16 protein-coding genes are annotated in these 16,057 nt (G+C 66.3%); 7 read left to right on the top strand and 9 right to left on the bottom strand.

The window, feature by feature from the left end:
- The first annotated feature begins 16 nt into the window (after positions 1–16).
- The 6 genes from murJ to trxA all read left to right on the top strand — a co-directional run bounded on the left by murJ (position 17) and on the right by trxA (position 7,185).
- Positions 17–2,197: a murein biosynthesis integral membrane protein MurJ gene (gene murJ / locus ACFYMC_RS20020; protein WP_388526869.1), complete on the top strand. Its 2,181-nt coding sequence runs from the start codon at positions 17–19 to the stop codon at positions 2,195–2,197.
- A gap of 118 nt (positions 2,198–2,315) precedes the next feature.
- A complete protein-coding gene (locus tag ACFYMC_RS20015) occupies positions 2,316–4,019 on the top strand; it encodes a protein kinase family protein (protein WP_388526866.1) in 1,704 nt (567 codons plus the stop codon).
- Positions 4,020–4,046: 27 nt separating this feature from the next.
- Positions 4,047–4,739: an RNA polymerase sigma factor SigM gene (gene sigM / locus ACFYMC_RS20010; protein ID WP_388526863.1), complete on the top strand. Its 693-nt coding sequence runs from the start codon at positions 4,047–4,049 to the stop codon at positions 4,737–4,739.
- Complete coding sequence (locus ACFYMC_RS20005; protein WP_388526861.1) at positions 4,736–5,689, top strand: zf-HC2 domain-containing protein; 954 nt, start codon at positions 4,736–4,738, stop codon at positions 5,687–5,689. The genes sigM and ACFYMC_RS20005 overlap by 4 nt, the downstream gene beginning before the upstream one ends.
- Positions 5,690–5,834: 145 nt before the next feature.
- Positions 5,835–6,794, top strand: coding sequence for a thioredoxin-disulfide reductase (trxB, locus tag ACFYMC_RS20000; protein WP_388526858.1), 960 nt, complete (start codon positions 5,835–5,837; stop codon positions 6,792–6,794).
- A gap of 52 nt (positions 6,795–6,846) precedes the next feature.
- The gene (gene trxA, locus ACFYMC_RS19995) at positions 6,847–7,185 is read left to right on the top strand and encodes a thioredoxin (RefSeq protein WP_388526915.1); all 339 of its coding nucleotides are present in this window, start codon (positions 6,847–6,849) and stop codon (positions 7,183–7,185) included.
- 125 nt (positions 7,186–7,310) lie between these two features.
- Here trxA and ACFYMC_RS19990 read toward each other — a convergent pair whose 3' ends face one another.
- The 9 genes from ACFYMC_RS19990 to rpmH all read right to left on the bottom strand — a co-directional run bounded on the left by ACFYMC_RS19990 (position 7,311) and on the right by rpmH (position 13,895).
- A complete protein-coding gene (locus tag ACFYMC_RS19990) occupies positions 7,311–7,928 on the bottom strand; it encodes a GNAT family N-acetyltransferase (RefSeq protein ID WP_388526856.1) in 618 nt (205 codons plus the stop codon).
- Positions 7,929–8,114: 186 nt separating this feature from the next.
- Positions 8,115–9,182 (bottom strand): ParB/RepB/Spo0J family partition protein, encoded by a 1,068-nt coding sequence (locus tag ACFYMC_RS19985; protein WP_388526854.1) that lies wholly within the window; start codon positions 9,180–9,182, stop codon positions 8,115–8,117.
- The gene (locus ACFYMC_RS19980) at positions 9,179–10,255 is read right to left on the bottom strand and encodes a ParA family protein (RefSeq protein ID WP_388526912.1); all 1,077 of its coding nucleotides are present in this window, start codon (positions 10,253–10,255) and stop codon (positions 9,179–9,181) included. The genes ACFYMC_RS19985 and ACFYMC_RS19980 overlap by 4 nt, the downstream gene beginning before the upstream one ends.
- 312 nt (positions 10,256–10,567) lie before the next feature.
- Complete coding sequence (gene rsmG, locus ACFYMC_RS19975; protein ID WP_388526852.1) at positions 10,568–11,284, bottom strand: 16S rRNA (guanine(527)-N(7))-methyltransferase RsmG; 717 nt, start codon at positions 11,282–11,284, stop codon at positions 10,568–10,570.
- Between the two features lie 167 nt (positions 11,285–11,451).
- Positions 11,452–11,964 carry a protein jag gene (locus ACFYMC_RS19970; RefSeq protein WP_388526850.1) on the bottom strand — a complete coding sequence of 171 codons (513 nt, stop codon included), beginning with the start codon at positions 11,962–11,964 and terminating at the stop codon, positions 11,452–11,454.
- Positions 11,965–11,979: 15 nt separating this feature from the next.
- The gene (yidC, locus tag ACFYMC_RS19965) at positions 11,980–13,083 is read right to left on the bottom strand and encodes a membrane protein insertase YidC (RefSeq protein WP_388526847.1); all 1,104 of its coding nucleotides are present in this window, start codon (positions 13,081–13,083) and stop codon (positions 11,980–11,982) included.
- Complete coding sequence (yidD, locus tag ACFYMC_RS19960; RefSeq protein ID WP_388526844.1) at positions 13,083–13,370, bottom strand: membrane protein insertion efficiency factor YidD; 288 nt, start codon at positions 13,368–13,370, stop codon at positions 13,083–13,085. Before yidD ends, yidC begins: the two co-directional genes overlap by 1 nt.
- The gene (gene rnpA, locus ACFYMC_RS19955) at positions 13,367–13,738 is read right to left on the bottom strand and encodes a ribonuclease P protein component (protein ID WP_388526841.1); all 372 of its coding nucleotides are present in this window, start codon (positions 13,736–13,738) and stop codon (positions 13,367–13,369) included. The genes yidD and rnpA overlap by 4 nt, the downstream gene beginning before the upstream one ends.
- Positions 13,739–13,757: 19 nt before the next feature.
- Entirely contained in the window at positions 13,758–13,895 is a 138-nt protein-coding gene (gene rpmH, locus ACFYMC_RS19950; RefSeq protein WP_388526838.1) for a 50S ribosomal protein L34, read from the bottom strand.
- A gap of 369 nt (positions 13,896–14,264) precedes the next feature.
- On the opposite strand from rpmH, the gene dnaA reads away from it, so the two are divergent.
- Positions 14,265–15,986, top strand: a complete 1,722-nt coding sequence (gene dnaA / locus ACFYMC_RS19945; protein WP_388526835.1) for a chromosomal replication initiator protein DnaA — start codon at positions 14,265–14,267, stop codon at positions 15,984–15,986.
- Positions 15,987–16,057 lie beyond the last annotated feature (71 nt).

Genomic DNA, 16,057 nt, shown 5'->3' with positions numbered 1-16,057 from the left:
ATGAGGTGGGGTTTCGATGAACGCGCCGTACGACGGTGACCGCCCACAGGGCACGGGCGGTGCCGCGCCTTCCCGGGGCACGGACCCGGGCGCCCCAGCTCCGGGGCAGGTTCCGCCTCCCGGCGTACCCGTCCAGGACCCCTACGTCCAGGACGCGTACGACCACGACCCCTATCGCGAGCAGGACCTGTCCTCACAGGACCCCGTGACGGAGGCCCTGTACGACCGGTCGGCGCACCCACCGCCGCCCCCCGGCACCTACCAGGAACCTGGGCACTTGTACGCCCAACCGGCTTCGCCGTCCTACCCTCCGGACCCGCGCGTATGGGCTCAGACTCCTCCTCCGGAGCCCGACGGCCCCTCCCGCCACCTCCCGTACGGCGATCACGCCGCCACCACCCAGTTCGTCGGTGTGGACGCCTTGGTGACCCAGGCCACCGATGAACAGCCCGAGCCCGATGCCTTCGCCCACCTGTACCGGGACCAGCAGTCCGCAGCCGGGCACTCGCCGGTCGCAGTGGAGGAAGCGCCCGTCGCAGCCCCGGCGCCGGCCAAGCCCACCGGCCGGGCTGCCGGACTGCTGCGCTCCAGCGCGCTGATGGCCGCCGGCACGATCGTCTCCAGGATCACCGGCTTCCTGCGCACCCTGGTGATCGCCGGAGCCATCGGCATCGGCACGCTCAACGACACCTACCAGATCGCGAACACCCTGCCGACGATGATCTACGTGCTCGTCGGCGGTGGCGCGCTGAACGCCGTGTTCATTCCGCAGCTCGTGCGCGCCATGAAGGACGACGAGGACGGGGGAACGGCCTACGCGAACCGGCTGCTCACCCTCGTAGTGGTACTCCTCGCGGGTGTCACCACGGTCTGTGTACTGGCAGCGCCGCTGTTCATCACCATGATGTCCCCGAAGATCGCCTCCGACCCCCAGCAGATGGAAGTGGCGACGACCTTCGCCCGGTTCTGTCTACCGACCATGTTCTTCATGGGCGTGCACGTGGTCCTCGGGCAGATCCTCAACGCCCGGGGCCGGTTCGGCGCCATGATGTGGACCCCGGTTCTGAACAACGTCGTGGTCATCGCCACGTTCGGGGCCTTCATCTGGGCCTTCGGCGGCTTCACCAGCTCCGGTGTGAACGCCACCAACATCACGCCCGAGGCGATGCGTCTACTCGGCCTGGGCACCCTGCTGGGCCTGACCGTGCAGGCCGTCGCCATGCTCCCGTACCTGCGCGACGCGGGATTCAAGCCCCGGCTGCGCTTCGACTGGCGGGGTCACGGCCTCGGCAAGGCCGCCGGCCTGGCCAAGTGGACCTTCTTCTTCGTCCTCGCCAACCAGCTCGGACTGATCGTCGTCACCCAACTCGCCACCTGGGCCGGTGCGGTAGCCGACAAGCAGGGCCACAGTGGTACCGGCATCACCGCCTACAACTACGCGCTGCAGCTGTGGCAGATGCCGCAGGCCATCATCACGGTCTCCGTGATGACCGCGGTGCTGCCCCGCATCTCGCGCTCCGCTCACGACGGGGACGCAGCCGCCGTGCGCGACGACATCTCCTACGGGCTGCGGACCTCCGCCGTGGCCATCGTCCCCTGCGCCTTCGCCTTCCTCGCGCTCGGTGCCCCCATGGCCACCCTGCTCTACGCCAGCGCAGGAAAGGGCGCCCTCAATATCGGCTACGTACTGATGGCTTTCGGTCTGGGCCTCATCCCGTACTCCATCCAGTACGTGGTCCTGCGCGGTTTCTATGCCTACGAGGACACCCGCACCCCCTTCTACAACACCGTCATCGTGGCGGCGGTGAACGCCGCCGTTGCCGGGATCGCCTTCATCGCGCTGCCGGCCCGCTGGGCCGTGGTGGGAATGGGCTTCGCCTACGGCATGGCTTATGCGGTCGGTGTCGGAGTCGCATGGCGCCGGCTGCGCACCCGACTCGGCGGTGACCTCGACGGTGCCCGCGTGGTGCGCACCTACGCACGACTCATCGGAGCCTGTGTTCCGGCGGCAGTGGCCGCGGGAGCCACCGCCTTCGCCATCGTTCAGAGCCTCGGCACGGGAGCCCTGGGGTCACTGGCTGCTCTGGTCGCCGGTGGCATCGTCCTGCTGGCCGTCTTCCTGATCGCCGCCAAGCGCATGCGGATCGAGGAGCTGAACGCAATGGTCGGTATGGTCCGCGGACGCTTGGGACGCTGATTCGCACAACCATCGCCCGCTGCCGCATGTCGTGCAGAGCAGCGGACTGTGGGCACAATTGGCATGGCTTTGCAGACTGCACGACAGCGCGCAACGGATGGGGAGGCAGGGAACGACGGTGGCGGAACGTAGCACAGCTGCCGTCGACGTGGCCGACAACGGCGGTGACGAACCGCCAGCCGCCAAGGCGGACAAGGCCACGGCCGACGGGGCGGCAGAAGCCCAGGACCGACAGAAGCCCGACACTCCTGAAACCGAAGGCGAACACCGAGGCTCGCCCACCACAGCGGCACCCGAACTCCACAGCGGCCACAAGCTGGCCCGGCGGTACCGCCTCGAAGAGTGCGTCACCCGTCTGGACGGATTCAGCAGCTGGCGCGCCATGGACGAAAAGCTCCGTCGTGCCGTGGGCGTCCACCTGCTGCCCGCCGACCATCCACGTGCCCGCTCCGTTCTCGCCGCTGCCCGCTCCTCCGCCCTGTTGGGCGATCCGCGGTTCGTCCAGGTCCTCGATGCCGTCGAGGAGAACGACCTGGTCTACGTCGTCCATGAGTGGCTTCCCGACGCCACCGAGATGACGGCCCTGCTCTCCGCGGGCCCCCTGGACGCTCACGACGCCTACCAGCTCGTCCACCAGGTCTCCCAGGCCATGGCTGCGGCCCACCGCGAAGGCCTGGCCCACCTGCGGTTGACACCCAGCGCCATACTTCGCACTTCGACGGGCCAGTACCGCATCCGCGGGCTCGCCGTGAACGCCGCACTTCGTGGCATCACCGCCGAGACACCTCAGCGCGCGGACACCGAGGCCATCGGGGCCCTGCTGTATGCGGCGCTCACCCAGCGCTGGCCGTACGAGGTGGATGCCTACGGACTCTCCGGGCTTCCCAAGGGCGTCGGACTCATTCCACCTGATCAGGTGCGCGCAGGAGTCCACCGAGGCCTCTCCGATATCGCCATGCGGGCGCTGGTCAACGAAGGAGCGACCGCATCACGCCAGGACCCTCCCTGCACCACCCCGGAAGACCTCGCCCGGGCTGTCTCCGCGATGCCACGGATCCGGCCGCCGGAGCCGGCGTTCACTCCATCGGAGTATCCAGCCGCGGCGTACCAGCGTGCCTACGCCCACGGCGGTCACGGTGCCGTCAAACCGATGGTGGTGCCACCACCGCCGGCACCCTTGGACGGACGGACCGGTCGTGCCCTCAAGTGGGGGGTGGCTACGCTGCTGATCGTCGCTCTGGGCCTGGGAAGCTGGCAGCTCGCCGACACCCTCATGGAGCGCAGCAGCGAACAGGAGACCCAGCCTGCCGAGCCCAAGAACGGTGCGACTCCTCCGAAGAAGGTTCCGGTGGAACTGCCCATCCAGGGCGCCAAGGAGTACGTGGCAGCCGGTTCGGAGCAGAACGCCGAGGGCGTGGCCAACACCTATGACGGTGATCCGCAGAGCTTCTGGCGTACCAAGCGGTACTCCGACGGTCCCCCGCTGGCTCCTTACAAGCCCGGCATCGGCATCGTGTACGACCTCGGTGACGCCAAGGAGGTCTCGGCCGCTTCCCTAGCGCTGCGCTACAGCGGAAACCAGACCCGAGCCGTTCTGTACGCCACGGATTCCACGTCATCCGCGACGCCGGTGGAGTCCATGAAGGAGATCGCCGAGGGCCAGACGTCCGGAAACAGCTTGGCGATCAAGGCGAAGAAGCCGGTCAAGACGAGATACGTACTGCTCTGGCTCACCCATCTGCCCTACTCAGGGGCAGATGCCGCCTCCTTCAGCGGAGCCGGTTACAAACAGGGCATCAACAACGTCAAGTTCACGGGCTGAGGACACCACAGGGGGAGGGGCCCACCTTTGGACGAGGCCAGCGCCGACCAGAGCGTCAGCGACCAGGAACTACTGGAGCGGCACGTCAACGGCGACCCCGATGCCTTCGGTGAGCTGGTGCGTCGCCACCGCGACAGGCTCTGGGCGGTGGCGCTCCGCACCCTCGGTGACCGCGAGGAAGCGGCTGACGCCGTCCAGGACGCCCTGGTATCCGCCTACCGTGGCGCCCACACCTTCCGAGGCCAATCGGCGGTCACCACATGGCTGCATCGCATCACCGTGAACGCCTGCCTCGACCGAGCCCGCAAGGCCGCCTCCCGCAAGACGGCGCTGCTGAACGACACCGAACGCCTGGAGCAACTGCTGGAGCCCTCCGAGTCAGCAGAAGCACCAGCGGAGCGATCAGACCTCCAGCGCGAGCTCCTGGCAGCTCTGGCAACCCTGCCTGCCGAGCAGCGGGCCGCTCTGGTACTCGTGGACATGCAGGGCTACGCCGTGGCCGAAGCCGCCCAGATCCTTGATGTGCCGGTGGGAACGGTGAAAAGCCGGTGTGCTCGCGGTCGGACGAGGCTGGTCCCCTTGCTCACTCATCTGCGCCGCTTTCCCGGGGATAACCCGGGCTCCGACCGGGGAAGGAACCGGTCGCAGGGGACATCCGTCCCACCAGCAGCAGAACCCAGAGACCCCGATGCTGTGAAGGGCGGAGGTGGGCGCACGTGAACTCCACAACCGACACGATCCGGCACCCGGACGTCTCAGAGATCTCTGAGCTGACCGAAGGCCTGCTCTCACCGACTCGTAGCGCGGAGCTGCGTCGTCATCTCGAAGGCTGCGAGCTCTGCGAGGACGTCCGGTCCTCCCTGGAGGAGATCCGGGCCCTGCTCGGTACCCTGCCCGGACCCCAACGCATGCCTGGTGAGGTCGCTGGACGGATCGACGCAGCCCTTGCCGCCGAAGCCCTCTTGAACGCAACCTCTCCTGAGCAGATCAAGCAGGTTTCCGTGGGTGGTGTTTCACGTGAAACATCCTCGTCCCTTCCTCCGTCGCCACCTGCCTCCGAAACGGCGCCGGCACCCTCAAGGCCACGAACCCCGCGGACCGGACCCACCGGCCGGGGGGGCGCAGCGACGGGCCCCGGGCGTTCCCGCCCCCGACGCCGCATGGCCCTGTGGGGCAGCGCCTTGCTCGGGGCATCAGCGCTCACTGCTGCCGTCCTCTTCGTTCCTTCGCTCTTCGACGAGGGCCGCCCGACGGCTAGCAGGCAGGCGGAACAGTCTGCGGTAGCGCCTTCGACCGCCGAATCAGATGCTCTGGCCCCGGCTGACACGTACACCCCGCAGAACCTGCCCTCACACGTCCAGCAGCTCCTGGGCTCCGACAGTTTGTCCATGGACGGGCTCAAGCCGCCTTCCGCCCAGGGGCAGCCGGAGCGGATGAGCCAAGCGGGTGAAGTACTCCCCACCTGCGTGCAGAAGGCCACCGGCTCCACCGAGCAACCCTTGGCTTTCGAACGTGGGACCTACCAGGGCTCGGCGGTCTACCTCGTCCTCCTGCCCCAGGAAGGCGAAACGGCTCGTGTCCGCGCCTTGCTGGTCGATGCCGGCTGCCAGAACAGCGCGCCGCAGGACCCTGGCAAGGTGCTCTTCAGCAGGCTGCTTCCTCGTAGCTGATCGCCTACTGAACGGTCCCTGGACCACCCCAGGGCCGCATGGCTTCTCCGGGAATGCACGCCCCGTAGGATCCGTTGGGTGGGGTGAGGCTCATGACCGGGCCCCGGCAGACAGCAGCCAGTCCGCAGAGACGAGGAAGAAACCCGTGAGCGACGTCCGAAACGTGATCATCATCGGCTCTGGGCCCGCCGGATACACCGCGGCCCTCTACACCGCACGCGCGTCGCTCAAGCCCCTGGTCTTCGAAGGTGCGGTCACCGCTGGTGGTGCCTTGATGAACACCACTGATGTGGAGAACTTCCCCGGCTTCCGCGACGGCATCATGGGCCCGGACCTGATGGACAACATGCGCGCCCAGGCCGAGCGCTTCGGTGCTGAGCTAATCCCCGACGACATCGTTTCCGTCGACCTCAGCGGCGAGATCAAGACCGTCACCGACACCGCCGGTGACGTTCACCGCGCCAAGGCCGTGATCGTCACCACCGGCTCCCAGCACCGCAAGCTGGGGCTCCCCAACGAGGACGCGCTCTCCGGGCGCGGTGTCTCCTGGTGCGCCACCTGTGACGGCTTCTTCTTCAAGGACCAGGACATCGCCGTCGTCGGCGGCGGCGACACCGCGATGGAGGAGGCAACCTTCCTCTCCCGTTTCGCGAAGTCGGTCACCATCGTCCACCGCCGCGACAGCCTGCGCGCCTCCAAGGCCATGCAGGACCGGGCGTTTGCCGATCCGAAGATCAAGTTCGCCTGGGACAGCGAGGTCGCCGAGATCCACGGGGAGCAGAAGCTCTCCGGTCTGACGCTGCGTAACACGAAGACCGGCGAGACCTCGCCTCTCGCGGTCACCGGCCTCTTCATCGCCGTCGGCCACGACCCTCGCACCGAGCTGTTCAAGGGACAGCTGGAACTGGACGAGGAGGGCTACCTCAAGGTCCAGGCACCTTCGACCCGCACCAACCTCTCCGGCGTCTTCGCTGCCGGCGACGTGGTGGACCACACCTATCGTCAGGCGATCACCGCGGCTGGCACCGGCTGCTCTTCCGCTCTGGACGCGGAGCGCTTCCTGGCCGCCCTCTCCCACGCGGAGACCGCGACCACCAGCGTCTGACCCACCGACTTTCACCACACCCCACCCCATGCGCAAGAAAGAGGAGGCCTCCGTGGCCGGCACCTTGAAGACCGTGACAGACGCCGACTTCGAGCAGGAAGTCCTCAAGAACGAGAAGCCCGTCCTGGTGGACTTCTGGGCCGCCTGGTGCGGTCCGTGCCGCCAGATCGCGCCCTCGCTTGAGGCGATCGCTGCCGAGTACGGCGACGACATCGAGATCGTCAAGCTGAACATCGACGAGAACCCGGCCACGGCTGCCAAGTACGGCGTCATGTCCATTCCGACGCTCAACGTCTACAAGGGCGGCGAGGTGGCCAAGACCATCGTCGGTGCCAAGCCGAAGGCCGCGATCATCCGCGACCTCGACGAGTTCATCACCGCCAAGGGCTAGGTCGCCCCTTTTTCCGGATCTTGCCCATCAGGCAAGATCCGGAGGAGATGAACTGGTCATCATGGTGCGAGGGGGCCACCCGGGCAGGGTGAGCCCCCTTCGTTCTGGGTCGCTCGCCTCAGAGGTCACAGCGGACGGAGTGCGGGTTCTTTCTGTACGGCGCCCAGCAAGCGATCCAGGGCCAGCTCGACGTCTTCCTTCCAGGAAAGAGTTGACCGCAGTTCCAGACGGAGTCTGGGATGGACGGGGTGCGGGCGAACCGTCTTGAACCCGACTGCCAGCAGATACTCAGCAGGCAGGACGCAGGCTGGCCCGTCCCAACGTGCGTCCCCGAAGGCCTCGATCGCTCGGAATCCACGCCGCAGCAGGTCCTTGGCCACTGTCTGGACCAGCACCCGCCCAAGCCCCTGACGTTGGTATCCCGGCTGGATCCAACCGGTCATCATCTGAACCGCGTCAGGCGAGACCGGACTGGTCGGAAAGGCGAGTGACCTCGGTACGTAGGCGGGCGGGGCATAGAGAACGAAACCGACCGGAGCGTCATCCACATAGACCACCCGGCCACAAGATCCCCACTCCAGGAGCACGGCGGAAATCCACGCCTCCTTCTCCAGCTCCGGGGTGCCTGCCTTGGCCGCTGCCTCACCGCTGACCGGATCAAGCTCCCAGAAGACACACGTACGACAGCGCCGCGGGAGATCCTGAAGATTGTCCAGCGTGAGCGGTACGAGCCGACGCCCCATGAAGGCTGATCCTCACTTCCGGGTGGAAATGCCCCACTGATCGCAACCTGATCGCATCGTATCTACCTGCGTATAACGCTGACACCGCAGCACGGCAAAGGGCGGGTTGGCTTCCTGATACGCCGGAAGACAACCCGCCCCTACTGCTTCAACAGCTACTTGAAACCGGCTGGTCAGCCGCGCCTCTCAGCCCTCTTCCGGGTGCAGGACCCGCCCCTCACCCGGCGCCAGAGTCCCCAGGATCCGCTCCAGGTCCTCCATGGAAGCGAACTCGACCGTGATCTTGCCTTTCTTCTGTCCGAGGTCAACCTTCACCCGGGTCTCGAACCGGTCAGAAAGCCGCGCGGCCAGATCGGTGAGTGCCGGCGAGACACGCGCGCCCGCACGGGGCCCCTTCGGCCGCACCGAGCTCGAAGGCGAGCTGGCCATCAGGGTGATGATCTCCTCGACCGCACGCACCGACAGCCCCTCGGCAACGATCCTGTGCGCTAGTCGATCCTGTTCCTGCGAGTCCTCCACCGACAGCAGCGCACGCGCATGGCCAGCCGACAACACGCCTGCTGCCACTCGGCGCTGCACCGAGGGCGACAGACGGAGCAACCGCAGAGTGTTGGATACCTGCGGGCGCGAGCGCCCGATCCGATCGGCAAGCTGGTCATGGGTGCAGTTGAAGTCACGTAGCAACTGATCGTAAGCAGCCGCCTCTTCGAGCGGATTCAACTGTGCTCGGTGAAGGTTCTCCAGCAGAGCGTCAAGAAGGAGCTTCTCGTCCTCCGTGGCCCGGATGATTGCCGGGATACGCTCCAAGCCGGCCTCGCGGCATGCCCGCCACCGGCGCTCACCCATGATCAGCTCATAGCGCTCCGGCCCCAACTGCCGTACCACCACCGGCTGTAGGAGACCCACCTCCTGGATGGAGGTGACCAGCTCCGCCAGGGCGTCTTCGTCGAAGACCTCACGTGGCTGCTTGGGGTTGGGCGTGATCGCATCCAGGGCGAGCTCGGCAAACGCGGCCCCCGCCACGGCAGTCGCAGCCGAGCCGGGTTCGGTGAAGTCAACCTGTTCCGATGTTTCACGTGAAACAGCCGCCGAAGGCAAGGCAGTGACCTTGGCCGCTGCCACACCCCTTTCGGTCGGCTGAAGAGGCAGGGCCGAAGGAGACGCGACAGCACCTTCCCCCGCGGACTTCTCTTGTGGAGCTGCCGGGATCAGCGCGCCGAGCCCGCGGCCCAGCCCCCTACGTCGCTCACTCACTGCTTCCCCTCCACCATGCTCTGCCTGCTGTTCTGGATGCCCACATGGCCGTGCTGGCCCTCGTAGTGGACTCCCACTCCGCGCAGGGCGATTTCCCTTGCGGCTTCCAGATACGACAGAGAACCGCTGGAGCCGGGATCGTACGTCAAGACCGTCTGCCCGTAGCTCGGCGCCTCCGAAATGCGCACCGACCGAGGAATGCTGGTCCGCAGAACCTCTTTGCCGAAGTGGCTCCGCACCTCATCAGCGACCTGGGAAGCCAGCCGCGTACGCCCGTCATACATGGTCAACAAGATCGTCGACACATGGAGCCCTGGGTTCAGGTGCCCGCGTACCAGGTCGACGTTCCGCAGGAGCTGACCCAAGCCTTCCAATGCGTAGTACTCACACTGGATGGGAATCAGCACCTCCGCCCCAGCCACCATCGCGTTGACGGTCAACAGCCCCAGCGACGGTGGGCAGTCGATGAGGATGTAGTCAAGCGGCTGCTCATAAGCGAGGATCGCTCGCTGAAGTCGGCTCTCCCGGGCCACCAAAGAGACGAGTTCGATTTCAGCGCCGGCAAGATCAATGGTGGCTGGGGCGCAGAAGAGGCCCTCCACGTCCGGAACGGGCTGAACCACCTCGGACAGCGGTCTGCTTTCCACCAACACGTCATAGATGGAGGGGACCTCAGCGTGATGGTCAATTCCGAGCGCTGTGGAAGCATTGCCCTGCGGATCCAGGTCGATGACGAGAACTCGGGCGCCGTGCAATGCCAGAGAGGCTGCGAGGTTCACCGTCGTGGTGGTCTTCCCCACGCCGCCCTTCTGGTTCGCGACCACCATGATTCTGGTCTGGGCAGGCCTCGGAAGCCCCCCACCAGAGCGGCCCAGGGCTTGTACCGCTAGCTGGGCAGCACGACCGATAGGGGTGTCGTCCATCGGGGGCGGTGTTTCACGTGAAACATCCTCCCCCGCCGATTCGGTGCGGGGACCGGGGACCGGATCGGTCATCGGTCCCGCGATGTTGGCGTCGGACCGCAAGGATTCACTCTCCTCGACTTCAGGCTCACGATGAGCAGAGCCTCCCATGTCGACGGGGGTGCGAACCAGCGGGGCCCGTTCTCCTGTGGATGAATCCACCACTGTGGAGACGTCCGTCACCCTCGCCGCCTTACGTTCACGCGGCGAAGCAGCCGCACGCCCGCGGCTGATGATTCCGTGCAGCAGAGAACGACGTTTCACGTGAAACACGATGCACTCGAGCCGACATCGTGCTTCTGCGACACTCCGAATTGCATACCGTTACGCACACAACGGCGCAGTGCCCGCCCGTCTGGGTCCGTCCGTCAGGGCAGCGCCACCCCGCCCGGAGCCGGACGGAATCGTCGCTATCGGACCTAACTAACGGCGCCTGCGTGCGCGACCAGTCCGGGCAGCCTTGGCGCGCTTCGCAGCGAACCGCACACCGCCGGGGCTCTCCCCGCATTCGACGCGAACAACGGTCGTCTGGGGGTCCACGACTCCTTCGCCGACGTGCAGGACCGAGGTCTTCACCACACCGAGCTTCGCCAGCGCAGTTTTCGCCGCTGCCAGCTCCTCCTCGGCGGTATCGCCCTTCAGAGCCAGCATCTCCCCATAGGGTCGGAGCAAGGGCACCCCCCAAGCGGCCAACCGATCCAATGGGGCCACCGCACGAGCCGTCACCACATGCACCGGCGGTAGCTTGCCCAGTACCTCCTCGGCCCTGCCTCGCGTCACCGTCACATGATCCAGGCCGAGAAGCTCCACGGCCTCTTGAAGGAAGGTCGTGCGTCGAAGGAGCGGCTCCAGCAGCGTGATCTTCAGGTCCCGGCGAACCAGAGCCAACGGAATGCCGGGCAGCCCCGCACCCGAACCCACATCGCAGACCGAGACTCCCTCCGGAACGGCCTCAGCGAGCACTGCGCAGTTCAACAGGTGCCGCTCCCAAAGCCTCGGTACCTCGCGCGGGCCGATCAGCCCCCGCTGGACTCCCGCGTCAGCCAACAGCTCGGCGTATCGGACGGCCTCCGGGAAATGCTCACCGAAAACCGCACGTGCCTCTGCGGGCGCCGGGGGAAGCTCCGCTGCCTCCGTCACGGGGAACCGTCCTTCCGTGCCGCCCTGTGGCGGCTCAACATATGCCTTGGCTGAACGCTGCTGTGGCTGTGTGGCTGTGTGGCTGTGTGGCTGTGTGGCTGTGTGGTCAGGCTGACAAACTTCGGCCCCGCCTGCGAACAGACGGGGCCGAACGATCAGAGCCTCGGTCAGGCCGGCAGAACGACGACGAAGCGCTGCGGCTCCTCGCCCTCCGATTCGCTGCGCAGACCTGCCGCAGCCACGGCGTCGTGCACGACCTTGCGCTCGAACGGGGTCATGGGGTCGAGCTTGACCGGCTCACCCGAGGATTTAGCCTGCTCCGCGGCCTCAGCGCCCAGAGCGGCAAGCTCTTCGCGCTTCTTGGCCCGGAAACCGGCGATGTCCAACATCAGGCGGCTACGATCACCGGTCTCACGGTGAACGGCCAGCCGGGTCAACTCCTGGAGGGCCTCCAGGACCTCACCGTCGCGCCCAACGAGCTTCTGTAGTTCACGGCCAGCCGAGTCGCTGATGATCGAGACTGCTGCCCGGTCCGCCTCGACGTCCATGTCGATGTCGCCGTCCAGGTCGGCGATGTCCAGCAGACCCTCAAGGTAGTCAGCCGCGATCTCGCCCTCCTGCTCCAGGCGGGTCAGGGTGTCGCCACCCTCAGCAGCAGCGGAGGTGGTGCCTTCCGTCACGGGATGGACTCCTTCTTACTTCTTCGACGAGGGGTGCTTGGGTCCCTGGGAGCGCTGCGACTTCGACTGCCGCTTCGGTTGCTGCCGCTTGCCGGCAGCGCCCGAGGCCTCCGCCTCGGCCACGTTCATTTCGCTCTTCGCCACGGTGCCGTTGTCCTGTGCGGACAGGCCTGCCTTGGCCAGGGCCGAGATGAACTTACGCTCGTTGTCATTGCGGTCAGGCCCCTTGGCCACGATCGCCTGGACCGTGCTTCGCCGGCGGCGGCCCCGGACCTCACCATGTGCCTTGACGCTCTTCAGCAGGCGCGCCAGATACTGCTCCTGCGCCTTGCTGCCCGGAGTCGGGTTCTGGTTGATCACGTACATCTGCTGGCCCATGGTCCACACGTTGGTGGTCAGCCAGTAGACGAGGACACCCACCGGGAAGTTGATGCCCATCACCGCGAAGATCAGCGGGAAGATGTACATCAGCATCCTCTGCTGATGCATGAACGGCGTCTTGACCGAGAGGTCCACGTTCTTCTGCATCAGCTGGCGCTGTGTGTAGAACTGCGACAGCGACATCAGGATGATCATGACCGCGGTGACGATGCGCACATCGGTCAGTGAGGCGTTCAGCGCGGCGACCTCGCTGGCACTGTCCGTGAACTTCGCGGCCAGCGGAGCTCCGAAGATGTGAGCCTTACGCGCACTCGCCAGGAGCGGCTCGTTGATCGCGCCGATGGTGTCACCGGAGGCAATGCTCGACAGGACGCGGTAGAGGGCGAAGAAGAACGGTGACTGCAGGAGGATGGGCAGACACGAGGACAACGGGTTGGTGCCCGTTTCCTTGTACAGCTTCATCATCTCTTCGGACTGACGCTGCCGGTCGCTCTTGTAGCGCTCCTGGATCGCCTTCATCTTCGGCTGCAGCGCCTGCATGTTGCGGGTCGCCTTGATCTGCTTCACGAAGAGCGGGATCAGGCAGATCCGGATGACGATCACCAGCGAGACGATGGACAGTCCCCACGCCCACCCGGTGTCAGGGCCGAAGATCGCCCCGTACATCTTGTGGAACCAGACGATGACCCATGAGACAGGTGTGGTGATAAAGCTGAAGAGACTGGCAATCGTGTCCACTAATCAGGCTCCTTGAGCATTGGGCGAGGTCTACGCAACGCGCTGCGCAGCTGTTCATGCCAACGCGGGCGTTTACGAGGTGGGACGTGATCGACCCCGCCCGGTGACCACGGGTTGCACCGCAGGATCCGCCAGGCGGTCAGTACCGTCCCCTTCACCGCACCATGCCGGTCGATGGCCGTGTACCCGTAGTGCGAACACGAAGGGTAATACCTGCACACCGGCCCGAGCAGAGGACTGATCGTCCACTGGTACAGCTTGATCAAAGCCAGCAGCGGATACTTCATCGCGCCACCCCTCCCAGGAGCCGCTCGAAAGCAGCGTCCAGGTCTCGGGCCAGCTGTTCGTGGTCCGCTTCGCCCGCACCGGGCAAAGCTCGGACCACTACCAGGCTACCGGGGGGCAGCATGGGCAGCCGATCACGCAGTAGATGGCGAAGTTGGCGCTTCACCCGGGTACGGATGACCGCCCCGCCGACTGCTTTGCTGACGACGAAACCCGCACGGGTCGGAGGAGTCTTCCCCTCCGACCCGTGCGGGTCCGTTGCACCGCTACGAAGATGAACGACGAGGAGTGGGCGTCCAGCCCGGCGTCCCCGGCGTACTGCGGTCGCGAATTCTTCGCGCCGCCTCAGCCGATTCTCGGAAGGCAGCACGACGTCATGACCTGGTGATTCAGGCGGACAGCGCGGAGCGACCCTTGCTGCGGCGCGACGCGAGGATCGCGCGGCCGGCACGGGTACGCATACGGAGGCGGAAGCCGTGGGTCTTGGCGCGACGACGGTTGTTCGGCTGGAAGGTGCGCTTGCTCACTCGGGGGCTCCAGAGAATGAATCGTTGTGGCGGGACATCGCCTGGCTGTCACCGTGCGCCCACGAGGAACTCGCGTATCGCCCGAGTGGCACCGCATAACGATCACTAAAAGTGACCTTCGCCCATCGGTAGGCAGGCGGCAGCAGCCATCGACAACTCGACCTGGTTACGGTACGCGCGGCTACGCCATCCGGTCAAACCGAGCCATCGGGGCCACGCGCTGTGCACAGCCTGTGGACAACAACTTGTACCGCACGGGTCGGGCTGACTACCGTGGCTTGACTCGGGTTCGTTCCGTCCCGATTTTTCTTCCCGACCCGTCCCTCAGAACCACACATTCGTGGGACCAGTGAGAGAGCGTGCTCTGCTGTGGCTGACGTACCTGCCGATCTTGCCGCAGTGTGGCCGCGCGTGCTGGAGCACCTCCTCGCGGACGGGCAACCGGGCATCGAGCCCAAGGACAAGCAGTGGGTGGAGCGCTGCCAGCCCCTCGCGCTGGTCGCCGACACCGCTCTGCTGGCCGTGCCCAACGAATGGGGCAAGCGGGTACTGGAAGGGCGCCTGGCTCCGCTGATCAGTGAGACCCTCAGCCGCGAATGCGGCCGGCCCATCCGTATCGCGATCACGGTGGACGACTCCGTCGGCGACCCCGGCCATCTTGCTGAGGCTCCGCCCCAGCGGGATCCGTACGCAGACAACCCGCCCACGGCCCGGCCCGCCTACCCCGACTACCAACAAGGACCCCGGCCCGAACCGGGAGCCTGGCCACGACCACAGGCCCAGGACGAGTACGGCTGGCAGCAGCAGCGGCTCGGCGGCTTCCCGGCCGACCGCGACCCCTACGCGAGCCCGCAGCCGTCGCAGCACGGCTACCGCTCACAGCCGGAGCCGTACGAACCACATCAGTACGAGCAGCCGAAGTACGAGCAGCCGAAGTACGAGCAACAGGGCTATGAGGCACAGAAGTACGAGCCCCCGGGCTACGAGCCGCAAGCGAAGCAGCCCTCTGCCGCGCCCCCTCCCGGATCATCCGGCTCCTCCTCGGGGCCCGTGGAACCGACTGCGAGGCTCAACCCGAAGTACCTCTTCGACACCTTCGTGATCGGTGCGTCGAACCGGTTCGCGCACGCCGCCGCGGTGGCCGTCGCGGAAGCTCCTGCCAAGGCGTACAACCCACTGTTCATCTATGGCGAGTCGGGACTCGGCAAGACGCACCTGCTGCACGCGATCGGTCACTACGCCCGCAGCCTCTACCCCGGTACCCGGGTCCGTTACGTGAGCTCTGAGGAGTTCACCAACGAGTTCATCAACTCCATCCGCGATGGCAAGGGCGATGCCTTCCGCAAGCGCTACCGCGAGATGGACATCCTCCTCGTCGACGACATCCAGTTCCTGGCGAGCAAGGAGTCCACGCAGGAGGAGTTCTTCCACACCTTCAACACGCTCCACAACGCCAACAAGCAGATCGTGCTCTCCTCGGACCGGCCGCCGAAGCAGTTGGTGACCCTGGAGGACCGTCTGCGCAACCGGTTCGAGTGGGGTCTGATCACCGACGTCCAGCCGCCCGAGTTGGAGACCCGAATCGCCATTCTGCGCAAGAAGGCCGTTCAGGAGCAGCTCAACGCCCCTCCGGAGGTGCTGGAGTTCATTGCTTCCCGGATCTCCCGCAACATCCGGGAGTTGGAGGGCGCGCTGATCCGGGTCACCGCCTTCGCCAGCCTCAACCGCCAACCGGTGGATCTCGGTCTGACCGAGATCGTGTTGAAGGACCTGATCCCGGGGGGCGAGGACTCCGCCCCCGAGATCACGGCTACCGCGATCATGGCGGCCACCGCCGACTACTTCGGCCTCACGGTCGACGACCTCTGCGGCTCCTCGCGCAGCCGGGTCCTTGTCACCGCCCGCCAGATCGCCATGTACCTGTGCCGGGAGCTCACGGACCTCTCCTTGCCGAAGATCGGCGCCCAGTTCGGAGGACGTGACCACACCACCGTGATGCATGCGGACCGCAAGATCAGGGCCCTGATGGCGGAGCGCCGCTCCATCTACAACCAGGTCACCGAGCTCACCAACCGCATCAAGAACGGTTGACCACCCCGGCGAGGGGGGGGGGGGGGGGGGGGGGGGGGGGGGGGGGGGGGCGCGGGGGGGGGGGGGGGTAC

The organism is Streptomyces sp. NPDC006879 (assembly GCF_042869595.1).
GTDB lineage: Bacteria > Actinomycetota > Actinomycetes > Streptomycetales > Streptomycetaceae > Streptomyces.
The sequence above is the reverse complement of the archived record's forward strand: the minus strand, read 5'-3'. Positions and strand labels throughout refer to the sequence as shown.